At 57.5% G+C, this 15245-nt stretch carries 15 protein-coding genes and 1 tRNA gene; 9 read left to right on the top strand and 7 right to left on the bottom strand.

Features of this window, described 5'->3' with window-relative positions; all coding sequences use genetic code 11:
- The first annotated feature begins 135 nt into the window (after positions 1 to 135).
- The 6 genes from A4A58_RS27950 to A4A58_RS27925 all read left to right on the top strand — a co-directional run bounded on the left by A4A58_RS27950 (position 136) and on the right by A4A58_RS27925 (position 6140).
- Positions 136 to 1716, top strand: a complete 1581-nt coding sequence (locus A4A58_RS27950) for a 2-isopropylmalate synthase (protein ID WP_068738420.1) — start codon at positions 136 to 138, stop codon at positions 1714 to 1716.
- Positions 1717 to 2055: 339 nt separating this feature from the next.
- Positions 2056 to 3057, top strand: a complete 1002-nt coding sequence (locus A4A58_RS27945) for a TRAP transporter substrate-binding protein (protein ID WP_068738418.1) — start codon at positions 2056 to 2058, stop codon at positions 3055 to 3057.
- Positions 3058 to 3201: 144 nt separating this feature from the next.
- The gene (locus A4A58_RS27940; RefSeq protein ID WP_068738416.1) at positions 3202 to 3777 is read left to right on the top strand and encodes a TRAP transporter small permease; all 576 of its coding nucleotides are present in this window, start codon (positions 3202 to 3204) and stop codon (positions 3775 to 3777) included.
- Positions 3774 to 5099 carry a TRAP transporter large permease gene (locus tag A4A58_RS27935; protein ID WP_068738414.1) on the top strand — a complete coding sequence of 442 codons (1326 nt, stop codon included), beginning with the start codon at positions 3774 to 3776 and terminating at the stop codon, positions 5097 to 5099. The genes A4A58_RS27940 and A4A58_RS27935 overlap by 4 nt, the downstream gene beginning before the upstream one ends.
- 138 nt (positions 5100 to 5237) lie before the next feature.
- Positions 5238 to 5891, top strand: coding sequence for a Spy/CpxP family protein refolding chaperone (locus A4A58_RS27930; RefSeq protein WP_068738412.1), 654 nt, complete (start codon positions 5238 to 5240; stop codon positions 5889 to 5891).
- A 173-nt stretch (positions 5892 to 6064) separates the two neighbouring features.
- Positions 6065 to 6140: transfer RNA gene (locus tag A4A58_RS27925), tRNA-Lys, on the top strand.
- A gap of 60 nt (positions 6141 to 6200) precedes the next feature.
- On the opposite strand, the gene A4A58_RS30555 is transcribed toward A4A58_RS27925, so the two are convergent.
- The 3 genes from A4A58_RS30555 to A4A58_RS30550 form a co-directional block, all read right to left on the bottom strand.
- Positions 6201 to 7217: a hypothetical protein gene (locus tag A4A58_RS30555; protein WP_139069967.1), complete on the bottom strand. Its 1017-nt coding sequence runs from the start codon at positions 7215 to 7217 to the stop codon at positions 6201 to 6203.
- Positions 7218 to 7711: 494 nt separating this feature from the next.
- The gene (locus tag A4A58_RS27910; RefSeq protein ID WP_068738405.1) at positions 7712 to 8257 is read right to left on the bottom strand and encodes a hypothetical protein; all 546 of its coding nucleotides are present in this window, start codon (positions 8255 to 8257) and stop codon (positions 7712 to 7714) included.
- A gap of 4 nt (positions 8258 to 8261) precedes the next feature.
- Positions 8262 to 8867 carry a hypothetical protein gene (locus tag A4A58_RS30550; RefSeq protein WP_139069966.1) on the bottom strand — a complete coding sequence of 202 codons (606 nt, stop codon included), beginning with the start codon at positions 8865 to 8867 and terminating at the stop codon, positions 8262 to 8264.
- A gap of 387 nt (positions 8868 to 9254) precedes the next feature.
- Between A4A58_RS30550 and A4A58_RS30545 the strand changes: the two genes are divergently transcribed.
- On the top strand, positions 9255 to 9686 hold the full coding sequence (locus A4A58_RS30545) for a hypothetical protein (protein ID WP_139069965.1): 432 nt from the start codon (positions 9255 to 9257) through the stop codon (positions 9684 to 9686).
- A 321-nt stretch (positions 9687 to 10007) separates the two neighbouring features.
- Here the strand turns inward: A4A58_RS30545 and A4A58_RS27895 are convergent, their stop codons facing one another.
- The 4 genes from A4A58_RS27895 to A4A58_RS27880 form a co-directional block, all read right to left on the bottom strand.
- Complete coding sequence (locus tag A4A58_RS27895; RefSeq protein WP_068738400.1) at positions 10008 to 10424, bottom strand: hypothetical protein; 417 nt, start codon at positions 10422 to 10424, stop codon at positions 10008 to 10010.
- 16 nt (positions 10425 to 10440) lie between these two features.
- Positions 10441 to 11766, bottom strand: coding sequence for a hypothetical protein (locus A4A58_RS27890; RefSeq protein ID WP_139069964.1), 1326 nt, complete (start codon positions 11764 to 11766; stop codon positions 10441 to 10443).
- A 26-nt stretch (positions 11767 to 11792) separates the two neighbouring features.
- Positions 11793 to 12566 carry a PP2C family protein-serine/threonine phosphatase gene (locus A4A58_RS27885; protein WP_068738396.1) on the bottom strand — a complete coding sequence of 258 codons (774 nt, stop codon included), beginning with the start codon at positions 12564 to 12566 and terminating at the stop codon, positions 11793 to 11795.
- A gap of 263 nt (positions 12567 to 12829) precedes the next feature.
- Positions 12830 to 14080: a hypothetical protein gene (locus A4A58_RS27880; protein ID WP_139069963.1), complete on the bottom strand. Its 1251-nt coding sequence runs from the start codon at positions 14078 to 14080 to the stop codon at positions 12830 to 12832.
- Positions 14081 to 14211: 131 nt separating this feature from the next.
- On the opposite strand from A4A58_RS27880, the gene A4A58_RS27875 reads away from it, so the two are divergent.
- Complete coding sequence (locus A4A58_RS27875; protein ID WP_068738392.1) at positions 14212 to 14463, top strand: helix-turn-helix domain-containing protein; 252 nt, start codon at positions 14212 to 14214, stop codon at positions 14461 to 14463.
- A 348-nt stretch (positions 14464 to 14811) separates the two neighbouring features.
- A complete protein-coding gene (locus A4A58_RS30985) occupies positions 14812 to 15174 on the top strand; it encodes a hypothetical protein (RefSeq protein WP_068738389.1) in 363 nt (120 codons plus the stop codon).
- Positions 15175 to 15245: the final 71 nt, after the last annotated feature.

Here is a 15245-nt window from a genome sequence, read left to right as displayed (position 1 = left end):
GCGGGCTGCTTCTGCTTATCTGCCCCTGAGCGCCGTCTGGGCCGTTTGGCCTGGGTACTCAGGGGATCATGACATTCAGAACCATCAGCTCCCTCTGGCGCCCAGACAGGTGCGCCCCGACCTAAGGAATATCTCATGACTTCGACAACCCCGTCCGTTCAGGACAAGTCCGACAAGGACCGCGTCATCATTTTCGACACCACCTTGCGCGACGGCGAGCAGTGCCCCGGCGCCACCATGACCTTCGAGGAAAAACTGGAGATCGCCGCGATGCTCGACACCATGGGTGTCGACGTCATCGAGGCCGGCTTCCCGATCGCTTCCGACGGCGACTTCGAAGCCGTCAACGAGATCGCCAAGCGCACCAAGAATGCCGTGGTCTGCGGCCTGTCCCGCGCCGGCCAGAAGGATATCGACCGCTGCGCCGAGGCGATCCGCCCGGCCAAGCGCGGCCGCATCCATTCCTTCCTGTCCACCTCGCCGGTGCATATGAAGTACAAGCTGCAGATGGAGCCCGACGCCGTCCACGATCTGGTGATCTCGTCGGTGACGCGCGCACGCAACCACACCGATGACGTCGAATGGTCGTCGGAGGACGGCACCCGCACCGAATTCGACTTCCTGTGCCGCTGCGTCGAGTCGGCGATCAAGGCCGGTGCGACCACCATCAACATCCCCGACACCGTCGGCTATTCGGTGCCCGAGGAATATTACGACCTGTTCAAGCGCGTGCGCGAGAACGTGCCGAATTCCGACAAGGCGATCTTCTCGGTGCACTGCCACAACGACCTCGGCATGGCCGTCGCCAATTCGATGGCCGGCATCCGCGGCGGCGCGCGGCAGATCGAATGCACCATCAATGGCATCGGCGAGCGTGCCGGCAATGCTGCGCTGGAAGAAATTGTGATGGCGATGAAGGTGCGCAATGACAAATTGCCGTACTGGAACAACATCGACACCACCATGCTGATGCGGGCGTCGAAGGAAGTCTCGGCTGCGACCTCGTTCCCGGTGCAGTACAACAAGGCGATCGTCGGGCGTAATGCCTTCGCCCATGAGAGCGGCATCCATCAGGACGGCATGCTGAAGAACGCGCAGACCTACGAGATCATGCTGCCGGAGACGGTGGGCGTGAAGCAGACCTCGCTGGTGATGGGCAAGCATTCCGGCCGCCATGCCTTCATCCACAAGCTGGAGGAGATGGGCTACAAGCTGGGCCAGAACCAGCTGGAAGACGCCTTCGTGCGCTTCAAGGCCCTGGCCGATCGCAAGAAGGACATCTACGACGAGGATCTGGAAGCGCTGGTCGATCAGGAAATGACCGCCGCCCATGATCGCATCAAGCTGGTGTCGCTGACTGTCATCGCTGGCACCCATGGTCCGCAGCGCGCGACCATGAAGCTGAACGTCGATGGCGTGGTGAAGATCGAGGAGGCCGAGGGCAATGGTCCGGTCGATGCGGTGTTCAACTGCATCAAGGCGCTGGTGCCGCACGAGGCCAAGCTGGAACTGTATCAGGTCCACGCCGTCACCGAAGGCACCGACGCGCAGGCGGAAGTGTCGGTGCGTCTTGCCCATGAAGGCCGATCGATGACCTCGCGTGCGGCCGATCCGGACACGCTGGTCGCTTCGGCCAAGGCCTATCTCGGCGGGTTGAACAAGATCGTCATGAAGCGCGCGCGCGACATGCCGGCGCCGGTTGCTGCCGCGAGTTGATCTCGGGTAACCTCTCCCCGCTCTGCGCGGGGAGAGGTCGCGCGCTCTTGCGCGCGGGTGAGGGGCGGTTGGTCGGCCTCTCATCCTTCACTTGCTAACGGGTCGCACCCGCACGATTCCCCACGCTGTAGGCCATTGCCTCGCCCCTCACCCCTGCTCCCTCTCCCCGTGCAGAACGGGGAGAGGGAGCAGGCGCGCCGCGTTTTGCGTTGCAGCATCGATTTCATGTTGTACCCCTGCGAAGGGGCAATGGCGTTTGCGCATTGATCTCTGTATTGCTGCAACTGGCATACAAGCGGGAGCCGCTCAATGAGCTCCCACGTCATACGGGAGAAACACATGCGCAAATTGATTTTCGCAGCAGCATCGGTTGCCGCGCTTGCATTGATCGGACCGGCCGCCGCGCAGGCGCCTATCATCATCAAATTCAGCCATGTCGTCGCGCCGAACACGCCGAAGGGCCTCGCTGCGGAGAAGTTCAAGGAACTCGCCGAGAAATACACCGACGGCAAGGTCAAGGTCGAAGTCTATCCGAACTCGCAGCTCTACAAGGACAAGGAAGAACTCGAAGCGCTGCAGCTCGGCGCGGTACAAATGCTGGCGCCGTCGAACTCGAAGTTCGGGCCGATCGGCGTCAAGGAGTTCGAGGTTTTCGATCTCCCCTACATCCTTCCGGACCTCGCCACCCTGCGCAAGGTTACTGACGGCCCGCTTGGCGCGCGGCTGCTCAAGCTGCTGGATTCCAAAGGCATGACCGGCCTTGCCTATTGGGACAACGGCTTCAAGCAGATGACCGCGAACAAGAAGTTGCTCACTCCCGCGGACTACAAAGGCATGAAATTCCGCATTCAGTCGTCAAAGGTGCTGGAAGCTCAATTCCGTACGCTTGGCGCGATTCCGCAGGTGATGGCGTTCTCGGAAGTGTACCAGGCGCTGCAGACGGGCGTGGTCGATGGTCAGGAGAATACGCCGTCGAACATCTACACCCAGAAAATGCATGAGGTGCAGAAGTACACTACGCTGACCAACCACGGTTACATCGGTTACGTTGTGGTGGTGAACAAGAAATTCTGGGATGGCATTCCGGCGGATACTCGCGGCCTTCTGGAAAAGGCCATGAAGGAAGCCACCGCCTATGGCAACGGCCAGTCGGCGAAGGAAAACGACGACGCACTCGCCGAGATGAAGAAGAGCGGCAAGACCGAATTTGTTACACTGACGCCGGAGCAGGATGCCGGCATGCGCAAGGCGGTGGAGTCGGTTTATACCGATGTGGCAGGCCGGGTAGGCAAGCCACTGATCGACGAATTTCTCAAGGAAACGCGCGGCGCCACCAACTAGGATTGACGATGTGAGCTTCCGCGCCCTCGGGTGCGGAAGCCACTGACGCCCCGGGGGCCGCAGTTGCCTGACTGCGGAATGGGGTTAGCGCAAGGTCACGCCGCGATCAGATCAATTGCCGGTTGACCCGCACTGGGGGACTAAATGTTTCTTCGCATCCTCGATCGGCTTGAGGAACTGCTGATCATGACATTGATCGCGGCCGCGACCGTGATCATTTTCATTGCAGTGGCACATCGCTACCTCGTCGGCATCCCGTTCTTCTATCCGTTTTTGTTCCCGATCCACCTGTCGTGGGCGCAGGAGCTGTGCATCTTGATGTTCGTGTGGATGGCGAAGTTCGGCGCCGCCTACGGCGTGCGGACCGGCATCCATGTCGGCGTCGATGTGTTGGTGAACCAACTCGACCCGCCCTGGCGCAAGACGGTGGTGATGTTCGGTCTGCTCTGCGGCGCGCTCTTCACATTTGTGGTCGGGAGCATGGGCGCGAAATTCGTCTACGGGCTGATGTACACCGATCAGGTAACGCCCGATCTCGAACTGCCGAGCTGGATCATCTATCTCTGCGTTCCGCTCGGCTCCTATCTGATGTGCTTCCGCTTCCTGCAGGTTGCTCGCAAGTTCTGGCGCACCGGCGAACTCCCACATCATGACGAGACCGACGTGGAGGGGATCGATCCCGAAGCCGCCGCCGCCAGCGCCGCGAGGATCATCCGATGATCGCTGCCATTATTTTCGGACTGCTTGTTGTGCTGATGCTGACGGGCATGCCGATCTCGATCGCGCTCGGTCTCACGGTGCTGACGTTCCTGTTTTTCATGACCAACGTGCCGATCGAATCCGTCGCGCTGAAGCTGTTTACCGGCATTGAGAAGTTCGAGATCATGGCGATCCCGTTCTTCATCCTGGCCGGCAATTTCCTCACCCATGGCGGGGTCGCCCGGCGAATGATAGAATTCGCACGAACAATGATCGGCCATTGGGCCGGTGGACTGGGTATCGCAGCCACGATGGCCGCCGCGCTGTTTTCAGCGGTGTCGGGGTCTTCGCCGGCAACCGTGGTGGCGATCGGCTCGATCATGCTGCCGGCCATGCTGTCGGTCGGTTACCCGAAGCGCTTTGCCGCGGGCGTCATCGTCACCGGCGGCGCGCTCGGCAACCTGATTCCGCCTTCGATCATCATGGTGATCTACGCAGTATCGACCAGCGGCGCGGTTTACTTCGGCCCCGCCGGCGAGAAGGTCTCTTCCGCCTCGGTCGGACAATTGTTCATGGCCGGAATGGTACCGGGTGTGATCCTGGCCATCATGCTCTCCGCCACGACCTGGTATCGCGCGTGGAAGAACAACTATCCGCGCATACCGAAGGCAACCTGGGCCGAGAGCTGGCACGCCTTTCGGGAATCAGCCTGGGGCATTTCGCTGATCGTTATCGTGTTGGGAGGCATCTATCTCGGCTGGTTCACGCCGACGGAAGCCGCCGCCATGAGCGCCGTCTATGCGTTCCTGATCGAGATGTTCATCTACAAGGACATGAAATGGAAGGACGTGCCCAAGGTTCTTCTGATCTCGGCCAGCATGAGCGCGATGATCCTCTACATCGTCACCAACGCGGTGCTGTTCTCGTTCCTGATGACCAGCGAGCAGATCCCGCAGGCGATGTCGAACTGGATCACGAACAGCGGCATCAACTGGATCACGTTCCTGCTGGTGGTGAACCTGCTGCTGCTGCTCGCCGGCAATGTGATGGAGCCGTCCTCGATCGTTCTGATCATGGCGCCGATCCTTTATCCGATCGCAGTCAAGCTCGGCATTCATCCGGTGCACTTCGGCATCATCATCGTGGTCAATATGGAAATCGGCATGTGTCATCCGCCGGTGGGACTCAATCTCTACGTCGCCTCCGGTATCGCGAAGATGGGGATCACCGAACTCTCCATTGCCGTGCTGCCGTGGCTGATCACGCTGCTGATCTTCCTCGGCCTCATCACCTACATTCCGGAACTCTCGCTATGGCTGCCGCGATTGCTCGGGATGCTGTGACAAAAGAATTCTGTCGTGCGTTCCATCGTGAATGCATATTCAGAAAACGAACACATCCGGAAAACATATGGCCAAAGCGTAAGTTGAAGGTCCGGCAGTGCAGGATCATCTTCAGGTGACTTTCCAAAGGAGGTTGCCATGAAGAAGATCTTGCTCGCCGGTGCCGCTGTCGCCGTGATCGCCGGTTCCACCGCGGTCTATGCCCAGCACCGTCCATGGATGCATCATCACGTGCGGATAAATCCGGAAGACCGCGCTGCCTTCGCCGATGCGCGCATCGCTGCCGTGAAGGCCGGGCTCAAGCTGACGCCGGACCAGGAGAAGATGTGGCCGGCGGTAGAGAGCGCAGTGCGCGATTTCGCCAAGCTGCGCATCGACCGCGCCAATGCGCGCATGGAAGAGCGCAAGGATCGCGACGACGACGCGAAGCGGACCGACACGCCGGACAATCCGGTCGCCCGCCTGCAGCAGCGCGCTGGCGACATGGCCACCACGGCTGCCGCGCTGAAGAAGATCGCCGATGCCGCCGACCCGCTCTACAAGACCCTCGATGACGGGCAGAAGCGGCGGCTGGCGGTGCTGACCCATATGGACCGCGGCTTCGGCGGCGGGGAGGGCGGCTGGCGTCATCGCGGCCCGCGGCCCGGCTTCGAGCGCGGCAGCTTCGACGGCGAGGGATTCGGCCCTCCCGGCGTCGACCGCCCGCGTTTCGGCGATGACGACGATCGCGGTCCCGGCGGCCCCGGCGACAGATTCGAGCGCAACCCCGCGCCGGGCGCCGAACGGCTCTGATCCGGAGCAGTTTTCCACGGTCGCAATGACGAAGAAGTCGCTGAAATCCAGCGGCTTTTTCGCATTTTTGCGATTGCGAAAATCGGTGCAATTTTTGTGACAGCGTCGCTGGACATCAAGGGATCGCTTTGCTAAACGACGCCGTCCCCACGGGGATATCCGGATCTGGATCCGGGCGCATAGCTCAGTTGGTAGAGCAGGTGACTCTTAATCACCGGGTCCTAGGTTCGAGCCCTAGTGCGCCCACCATCCCCGCTCTTGCTTTGTGGTTCGATCAAAACCATTCGCATTGGCTCCCAGAACGACACTTCATTCCAGAAGATTTTCGCGGGCGTCCCGACGCTTCCGCGCGCCGTCCCGTCGTTGCTGCATCGAGGTGCGCGCATAGGTCACGACCATACTCGCCGTGCGATGCCCGCTAAGAGCCCGCAACTGAGCGTCGCTGAGGTCGGCGTCAGCCCCCTCCGTATTGCCGCCGTGCCGCAAGCCCATGAACTTGACCTCAGCATCGATGCCGGCGGCAGTGCGGATGTCCGCGACACGATGTCTAAAGTAATCCTCACGCCACGGTAGATACGCTTTTCTAAGGCGGTCAGGACGGTCGCGCATGATGATCAGCGGTCCCCGTCGGCACGTGCGGTCAAGCCGCTCACACATCTCCGGCCAAAGTAGGGATCCGTCGGTGTCAACCAGCGGAATATCGACCATCTCGTGTGTCTTGTGATGGAAGATTCGGACGATGTCGGGCGCATCTGCGGGACGATATTGCTCCCAACTGAGCCGTTCGAGAATATCGACCTGGCGCTGCAACCAAAAGTAAGCGAGCATCGCAGCTGTGCCGATCGAGTGATCCCCGAGGCGATCCGTCATGGCTACAAACCGGATCAACTCCGCATAGGTCACGGGCCGTGTCGGCGTCGGCCGATATGAAATGCCCATTTTTGCAAAAGGGTTGAGAGCAGGCATTTCCGGAGAGTATCTTCTTTGAGCAACGGACCATGCTCGCTGGCATACGCGCATCGACAACATCGCAGATCGGAGCCGCTTGCTGCCATCGGGACGTATTTTGAGCTTTGCGTAGATCTGATCAGCCGCCCCCGGCGTGATGCTTGTCAGCGGCAAACTGCCAAAACGACGGCCGTCCTTGAGTTCATAGTTGGCTACGCGGCGGAGCACACCGGCGTAACTCCGCCGCGTTGCAGCCGGCAAGTCCAGAAATCTTGGTGAAGTCTGATATGCTTCGATCAGCCAGTCGAATGAGCCACGTACCGGGCTTACGAGTGGATCTACAACGCTCGCTGGGTTGTGAAGTGACAAAGTGGTCATGCGGTGCACCCTCCTGTTCAGATTAAGTCGACGACGTCTTGATCGGGGGCCGCGCATCCCGACAAACCGTGACGTGCGTCGATCGCGGCATCGAGCCTGGTCCGATGCCATTTGGGATCGCAGTCCGATATCAAGGGTGGAGGATAGATCCCGCGCGCGACTTGCTGCAGGAAGCTCGCGACACTTGGCTCGTCGCAATAGCCAGCGGCGCGCTCGGCGCGCATTTCTGCGGGCCATGCGCAAGAACATCGTTGCTCGTTCAAGATCTCTCCTTGTCGTCAGATGGTGTGACCGAGCCATGGTTGGGTTCGTTCCGCCAAACGTGGCTCTCTACCTTCGCTATCGCTGAGCGGCCCAACCCACGATGGGTTCGTTCCGCCAAAACGGCAGAGGCCCCGGCAAGCCGACTTGCCGAGGCCTCTGATAGATTCAAATGAAGGGCCGAGAAGTTGTGGGGTTTTAGAAAGAAATTCGAGCTGTTGCCGTTCTGCAACTTATGCGTCGGTGCGGCTTAGACGCTTTGCTTTTGCAACTGCCGCGTCGAGCTGCCGCAAAGCGCGCAAGCGCCTCGAGTAAGCGCGTTGTTCGTAGCGTGCTAAAGTGTTGAGCTCTTTTGCAAATTCCGGCAGCGTCAGCGGCGCGGCCCCCTTGGGCTCTTCCAGTTTCGCGAGCAAGTGCGCCACCGTGGCTGCGAGGTCGCTCAGGCCCTCCGCGGCCACGGGCGGCGCAGGAAACATCTTCAGCGGCACGGCCAAGCGTCGGTAAGCAAATGCGTAAGCATCGCTAACTCGCTTACAGTTCACGATGGCGCGCGCTGCTTCGATCGCTGCCTCCTCCACGTCAACCCCAACCAAATCGTTGACAAGCAGTTCTGCGAGTTTGCCAACAACAGCTGAATATTCCGGGAGCGGAACATTCAAGCCATGGCGAAGTGAGTTTTTGGCGGACTTGCGCTTGCCGGCGGTCGTGCGGGGCCCCGTGCTCTTGGCGGCGTTGCGTCGGTTAGCTTCGTGACGATCGGATTTTGCATTGCTCTCCACGTGATCAGGCCTCCAACGGTGAAGCCGATGCATCGATCGTCTTCAGCACGGCGAGATCAGCGGCACGGCGATCCTCCAGCTTGCTCAGAGCTTGATCACGACGCAACTCGACCACCGCGAGGCGTTTGTCGAGGGACTCAAAGGTCGACGCAAAAATCATCGTGGTCTGCGCATTGAAATCCTTTGGATCATATCCCTTGCGCGTCAGTTCTTCGATCTTCTGGCCGTACTGGCCTGTGGGCAAGGGGCTGTCACAAAACCGTTCTTCCGAAAAGCCTAGCAACTTTGCTACGGCAAAGGGGCGACCGGCGGAATACATCGCGGAGCTGAGCGCGCGCAACCGCCGCGCCTCCCACTCCAGCTGCACGAAATCGGAAACATAGATTTCCTCAATGACGTTCTGTGGCTTCAGAAAATCTAGGATTTTATCCTTTAGTGCATTGAAATCGTTCGGGTTTTCGCCGCTAATGAGTCTGGGGCGTTCATCCCCTAATCGAACCGGACGTTGATCTAACGAAATGACAGTTGGGTTTTGTGTAGTTGCGGAAGTTGTAGAACCCGGGTTGGCGGGATTGGTCTGTGTCTCGGGACTGTTGGGGGGAACGCTCATGTCAATCTCAGTCTGTCATCGTTTACGCTGGCGAATGCACAGTGCCACCCCAGGATTGCTATACGCGAAGGGCGTACCCACTAATTGATTAATCCAAGCAAGGGTTCGATTAAGCAGAAATAAAGACGCATCCAAGCGAGTTATTGAATCGCGGAACGTGAGAGCGATTAAACAACCGAACATATGTAGTTATCAGAAAATATTTTTCACTAAATTGGGTGCGCCTACTTTTTTAGTTTGTGAAACTCCGGGACAACGCTCGCGTTAAACGCGGGTGTAAGAGTCGCTTCGGCCTTATGACAATTTCAAACCAGCCGTTCGCCCTTCCCCCGCTGACCATGCAAACTCTTTAGGAAGAGCATTGTCGCCCGTTTTGGAGCTCACTCTATGAACCCTACAGTCGTTCAACTTGTCCATCGTTCAGATTTGCGAACGGAGCCTAGGCCGTTAGAAGCCAAAGGTCCGCACTACCGCGAAGTGTTCGAGCGGACGATCGTGTACGGACAAAAGCAGCCTATCGTCGTTAATTTGAATGGTGAAGTGATCGATGGCATCGATCAGTACGAAGCGATGCTTGAGCTTAAATTCCGATATATATCCGCTATCACGATCGACGATGGAAACAAGATGGACATCAAGATCGCAAAAAGTGTAGCTGCTGATTATCGTCAACTGCGAGAAAAATTTGAAACTTTCGCAGCTCACGCGCGCCTCATGATCGAAAAGGGGGCCGATCAGAGAAACCTCCGTGAGGTCATCGATCTTCTTGTGAAAGATCTGGTCGAGGAAATCGATGGGCAAGACCAGAAAGTGCCCTAACGTTGCTCGTTTCGCTACGGTCCCCTAGTACACATTAAAAAGAAAAATTTGGAAAGAACGGGCGGCATCATCAGGTGCCGCCCGTTTTCTTGTGTCAGTATGAGTTGTCTACTAATGAGGCGCATCGATCATCAGATGCGCGGGATACCTAGACCACTGCGCATCCAGCTTGGAATCGATCTTTCCGGCGATGATATACTGCTAAGGTGGCACCGGCCATTCCACCATCTGCGTCACGGAAGATGGGTCCTCATCATTGTTCCGATCAGACCTTCTGGCCAGGGATTTAGCGCGGTGATTAGGAAAGAGCTCTTCCAGATGTCACGGAAACACAGTTACATAATGCTTTCCGGATGACAGGGGCTGGACCAGATATGTCACAAGGTCGTCCTTCGTTAGCGAGAAGCCCTTTTTCGGTGCTTCCTGTCTGATTTTCTCGATATCCTCTGCGGACTGTTGGCCCGATAGTCTGAGCATCTCGATTAGATCTGTCGTCATCAGGACCGAGCACTTGCTGACGCCGCCTTCCGGTCTATTGGTGTAAAGTGTGGCGCTTTCCTCTCGAACTTTAAAGACGTTTGGAGCGTGAATGAACGATCCGAACTGCTGTTGATCAAATAGCTGCTTTACCTTCTCTAATACTTCTGGCCGGCGACAAAGTGGTTCCTCACCGCAGGCAGAGAGGCAACAAGCAAGCATGAAGGCGATGCTGCTTGAATACAGCGAGCTTTTTATCATTCTGTGATGTCCCGCGTTATTGGTGCTCAATCGGATAATTATCGTCCAGGGTCGTGAGGGCTTTCATCGCCAACATTGCGTTTAGGCGCCCGTCGGAATTTTCCGACTGGCCCGCATATTTGAGGTCCTCCAGGAGACATCGTGGTTTTTTCCCTTTGATGACGACGAATGAGTAGGTCGCAACGAGCGGCGGCTTGCCATCCTTGTCCGGCAGCTGACAGCGAATACTCATTCGCGTGAAATCAATCTGAAAAAGATGATAGCGGCCGTTTCCCGCCCTGCAGAACTGAGCCACTCGGCGAACTGGAAATCCGAGGCCAACGTATTTGCCTCGCTCGCGTAAAACGACTTCGGCATCCATGAAATCACCGAGTCCAATCTCGCCGTGCGCAGCTGCCTGATCGCGCTCTTCTCCTTCGTCGGGCGCAATATCTGATGGTGTCTCGTCATCGATCTTCATCTTTGCAATGATTGACATTGTGCGCGCGATCTCGACGTCACTGGACGTGGCACCATCGTTGTGAGCAGTGCCTGCAACGAGGAACCGGCGGAGATCATTCGGCGCGGCTGCCGTAGGCGTAAGGACGACCGCGGAAATCGGAGTTCGGACGGCGCCTTGCGGTTTTGGAAGACGGCATCGAATGACAAGCTTTGTAAAGCTCGGTTGAAATATGCTAACAGCACCTTGGCTAACGTTGCACGCCTGCGCGATCCGGCGAACGGGAAAGCCCGCAGGTGATTCTCTGCCTTGATCAGGGATCCACACCTCAGCGCGCAAAATATCGTCGATTGTGAGTTCGCCGGATTTCAGGTTTTTCGCGTGTGATGCAGCGTCGCCAGCAGATGAATTAGCGAGATTCGCAAAATAGAGCGCCTTTTCCTCCACCGACAGGTCACGGTCGTCATAAGTGACAACCGCGGCCAGCACTTCACTGGAGTCGAGAGCGGCTTTGACACCGAGGCTTGTGAACGCAATTGAGCGGCCTGCCAAACGCTTAAGGTCGACATCATAGGCGATGCATCGGAACGTTAGTAGCGTCGAAGATGAGTAGACAAAGGCATATTCTCCCTTCCGATATTCACAGTCTTGCTTGAGCTCACCAATGCTAATGCCGGTAGCAATCATCCCCATCGGACCTCTTACGAGTATCTGTATCGGCAGGACTTTACTTTCATTGTCGGCAAACGCGGGCGTCGATAGTTTGACGAATGAAAATGCCATTGCGAGTAGCGCGATTGTTGATAGGCGCATGAAGATTTGCACGGGCGTTCGGTGCGATTGGATGAGGAAAATTTGAAAAAGATGCATTGCGCGTGGAAGAGCTATCCGAGTTGTGGCCATGTCATCCCTTACTCTTTGATCTGCGGTTAATTGTGTGAGCGAACGTGGTCTGGCGAGCCGCACCGAGCGAGTACGATCGAGAGATTGTCGGCTGCGCCAGCGCGAAAGGCTTGAGCGGCGAGGGAGCGTGTTCCCGTTTCTACGTTTGCCGTGCGACTTAGCGTGTCCTGAATCTGATGATGCGCGACCATGTCGGTCAGTCCATCGCTGCAGAGCAGAAGCGTTTCGTTGCGCCTCAATGCTGGCTCGACACTGACATGCGGGTCGATTGGAAAAGGAAATGCGGACCCGCCGATCGCTTGCGTGACTACATGGGATATGCGGTGTCCAGATCGGCTCAGGTCGGCCGGAGGTATGTCATCGTGGCTGAGTTGAATCAGATGGTCGTGACTGTGCAGAAAGACTTTTGCGTCGCCCACATTGAAGATGAGCAACTGAGCGGGAGAGAGCAGGGCGCCCGCCACGGTGGCCCCCATACCTAGCGTGGTCGGGTCAGTCTCCATCAGCTTATGGAGATGATCGCAGGTTTCATGAATCGCGGTGATACAGGTCGCAGGTTGCATTGCTTGATCACGCTTCGCGATCAAGCAATCAAGAACAGCACGGCTCGCTTTGTTGCCATGGACATGACCACCCATCCCGTCGGCGACGACTAGAATACAGTGGTCCTTCTTGACCGTAACGTTCGTTGGCGTTGCCATATCCCCAACGAGGAGGCGGTCGTCGATTGCAACGCCATCCTGATTTGACGTGCGAACGCGGCCGCAGTGGGTAAAGGCGGCAATCTCCCAGATGGGCATCGAAACGTCCTCGCTATGATGGAGCCGGCAGATGGTTGGCTGATCGGGCGAAGAGCGCGATCTCCATAGATTCAATTTAGGCCCCGAGAAATTGCGGGCTTTTCGGAAGAAAGACTGGGTGTGTCATTTTTGTCGCAATTTTAGCGATCAGAACGCAATGCGCGGCTCCCTCACGTCGCTTCCGACCAAAAACACCTGTTCCTTGCTAACGAAGCCTTGAAGGGATGCAGAAGCGGCAGGGACTTGGGATGCGGAGGAAGCTGCTATTGCGCAGGCTGCGATAGGTGGGCGTCCACTTGGGGCGAGAACTGCGAATAGAAGTTCACGACGAAGAAATTGGGATTGCCAATCGCAAGTTGGTCGGTTCCGTTGGAAGCGCCCGTCAGAATGAGGGCATTGACGCCGCCTTGAATCGGCGAATTAAGGGCCACTTCGATCTTTCGATCTTTGAGATAGCGCCGTCTTGCGAAGGTCAGCGTGAATGAACCTACTTTGACGTCGACAACGTCGTCTTGCCTGAGGGTGATGGATACCTTGTCGGTGGTAAGAACCGGTCCACAAAGGAAGTAGGCCAATGAAACGCCATCTAGGCCATCGATAACGACCGCATCCCGTATCCCATTGGGCACGGAGATCTTGGATGTCACCACCGCACATTTGTCATTTAAGCGCTTGGTGCTGATTTGCGCGAGGCGGCTGTCGATAGCCTGAAGATATTTGTTTTGGTCGGGAAAGCTGAGGCTTGGCAGCCGGTAGTGATTGTCAGATTTCAAATTCTGCAACTGACGTAGAGTATCCTCATTGTCGGGCATCTGTTTTAGTTGTTGGATCAGCTCTGGCAACAGTTCGCCTGATGCCTCCATCTGGCGAGTTTCGGCGTCCTTCTGATCGTCGATCGCCATGAGCTGCAGTCGCCTTTTGCAGTTGGCTATAACGTTGATGCGGGTATTCTCGGGAAGTTGAGAGCGCCAAACGCCATTGCAAAAAGCCTTCAGTTCGTCCTGTAAAGTGAAGGTCTCGACCTTGGCGACTAGGCTGCGTTCGTTGGTGTCAGGCGAATTCGCCGCTTGGACTTCCTGGTCGCGCTGCTGGACGAAGCGTTCATAGGCGGTTTGGCTGCGTTGCCGGTCTTCGCTCGACCGGGCGTCGCGCTCTGCGGCCACGTCCGGGCTCGTCCCCCGCCGTTGTCCGCGCTCCCCAGCGGCGGCCGATTGAGCATTCTGGAGCCGCGTCATGCCTTCGAGGCGCTGAAGATAGGCCAGCGATCCGCGTGGATCTTGGCCCGCTCGGCTGGCGCACTCCGAAATGCGATGTCGGAGCTGATCGAATGCCGGTGCGTTCCATTCGGGCAGGGGCGCACCGAAGGGAGCACCGCCAGCGGACCACGATTGTCGGGCAATGCCGCCTTGCGTGACCTGTGAACATTGTAAATTGCTGACAACCTCGGGGCTTATTGCTGATGCGGAGGCAGTCTGAATCAATAATAGCGACAATACCATTAATGGCAGTTTCATTCAGCTCATCCTAAAATTTTGAAGCCAGCCGGCCACTCTTGGGCTGCTAAGGTTCAGCAAGGCGGAAAAATGTGTAGGATGTGCAATATAATGCGTCGCATTAAAATGCAACACTATGGCGCATTGGGCCCATGTCAGATGACGTGCGGCGCATGGTGGGCGATAACGTAAAGAGGCTACGGCTTGCCGCCGAACTGTCTCAGGCGGAGCTTGCCAATCGAATGGGGGTCGATCGCGCCTATGTCAGCGGTCTGGAGCAAGGGCAACGCAATCCGACCGTAATTAGTCTCTGGCACGTCGCTCAGGCTTTAGAGGTCCCTATTCGCGATTTTTTTGACGAATCAAAACGGCGCCCTAGCCGATCGGCTCTGGGCAAAAGCTAGCCGTTCCCGGCAGATAAGAACCTCTCTGCGGCGTCACTGACCGGTCTGTAAACATGGCGACAGCCGTAGTTGATCTGCCCACCCGAGTGGCCCGCCGGTCAAATTAAAGGTCGGTGGCGTGAGGCAAGATGACCTCGGGCGCCAGCCGCGTTGAGAAAGGCAGGCACGGGCTCGGTAGGCCCGCGCCCCTCCGGTTTAGGAGGCTCTGCTCCTCGCTCCGCTGACTATCTGTGGACCTGGGAATCCCCGACGATTCTGATGCGGCTTCCGTCGTGCCACAGGTTCGTCCGTGTGGTTGTCAGCCGATAGATCGCTCCGGGTGAACCTGATAACCCGGAGTGAATTGCATTGCTCGGCCCCATCCATGCGACCGCTCACTCGCGTTCATTTTTTTCCAACCGGACGACTATCGTCGGCGTATCGGTTTCTCTCAACGTTGCTGGCTTCACCATCATCCTGCCAGTCATTCCATTTCTGGTCGGACGGTACGTCCAACTGGAGCTGGTCGGATTGTATGTCAGTCTCATCGTTTCAGTGTTCGCGCTCTGCTTATTCTGCGCGGCTCCCGTCCTCGTTCTGATCAGCGACCATCACGGCAGGCGACCTGTATTTATCCTGATGCCGCGTTCCATACGGGCGGGCATCTGGACCATTGTCGGTTGCTCGACCTTGGCCCAGCGAGCCAGCTCGGTTTGCGACATCTTCGGCTAGCGAGCCGTGAGCGCTTAGAGATTGCGGAGCGCTCCGACTAGACTACGAGCTCCATAGCGGTCGGAAGCAGG

This window comes from Tardiphaga robiniae, from assembly GCF_001618955.1.
Taxonomy (GTDB): Bacteria; Pseudomonadota; Alphaproteobacteria; order Rhizobiales; family Xanthobacteraceae; genus Tardiphaga; species Tardiphaga robiniae_A.
The sequence above is the reverse complement of the archived record's forward strand: the minus strand, read 5'-3'. Positions and strand labels throughout refer to the sequence as shown.

Coding starts and splice junctions, on each gene's coding strand:
- A4A58_RS27950 (WP_068738420.1), top strand. CDS start 136: ATGACTTCGACAACCCCGTCCGTTCAGGACAAGTCCGACAAGGACCGC.
- A4A58_RS27945 (WP_068738418.1), top strand. CDS start 2,056: ATGCGCAAATTGATTTTCGCAGCAGCATCGGTTGCCGCGCTTGCATTG.
- A4A58_RS27940 (WP_068738416.1), top strand. CDS start 3,202: ATGTTTCTTCGCATCCTCGATCGGCTTGAGGAACTGCTGATCATGACA.
- A4A58_RS27935 (WP_068738414.1), top strand. CDS start 3,774: ATGATCGCTGCCATTATTTTCGGACTGCTTGTTGTGCTGATGCTGACG.
- A4A58_RS27930 (WP_068738412.1), top strand. CDS start 5,238: ATGAAGAAGATCTTGCTCGCCGGTGCCGCTGTCGCCGTGATCGCCGGT.
- A4A58_RS30555 (WP_139069967.1), bottom strand. CDS start 7,217: ATGACCACTTTGTCACTTCACAACCCAGCGAGCGTTGTAGATCCACTC.
- A4A58_RS30550 (WP_139069966.1), bottom strand. CDS start 8,867: ATGAGCGTTCCCCCCAACAGTCCCGAGACACAGACCAATCCCGCCAAC.
- A4A58_RS30545 (WP_139069965.1), top strand. CDS start 9,255: ATGAACCCTACAGTCGTTCAACTTGTCCATCGTTCAGATTTGCGAACG.
- A4A58_RS27895 (WP_068738400.1), bottom strand. CDS start 10,424: ATGATAAAAAGCTCGCTGTATTCAAGCAGCATCGCCTTCATGCTTGCT.
- A4A58_RS27890 (WP_139069964.1), bottom strand. CDS start 11,766: ATGGCCACAACTCGGATAGCTCTTCCACGCGCAATGCATCTTTTTCAA.
- A4A58_RS27885 (WP_068738396.1), bottom strand. CDS start 12,566: ATGCCCATCTGGGAGATTGCCGCCTTTACCCACTGCGGCCGCGTTCGC.
- A4A58_RS27880 (WP_139069963.1), bottom strand. CDS start 14,080: ATGAAACTGCCATTAATGGTATTGTCGCTATTATTGATTCAGACTGCC.
- A4A58_RS27875 (WP_068738392.1), top strand. CDS start 14,212: ATGTCAGATGACGTGCGGCGCATGGTGGGCGATAACGTAAAGAGGCTA.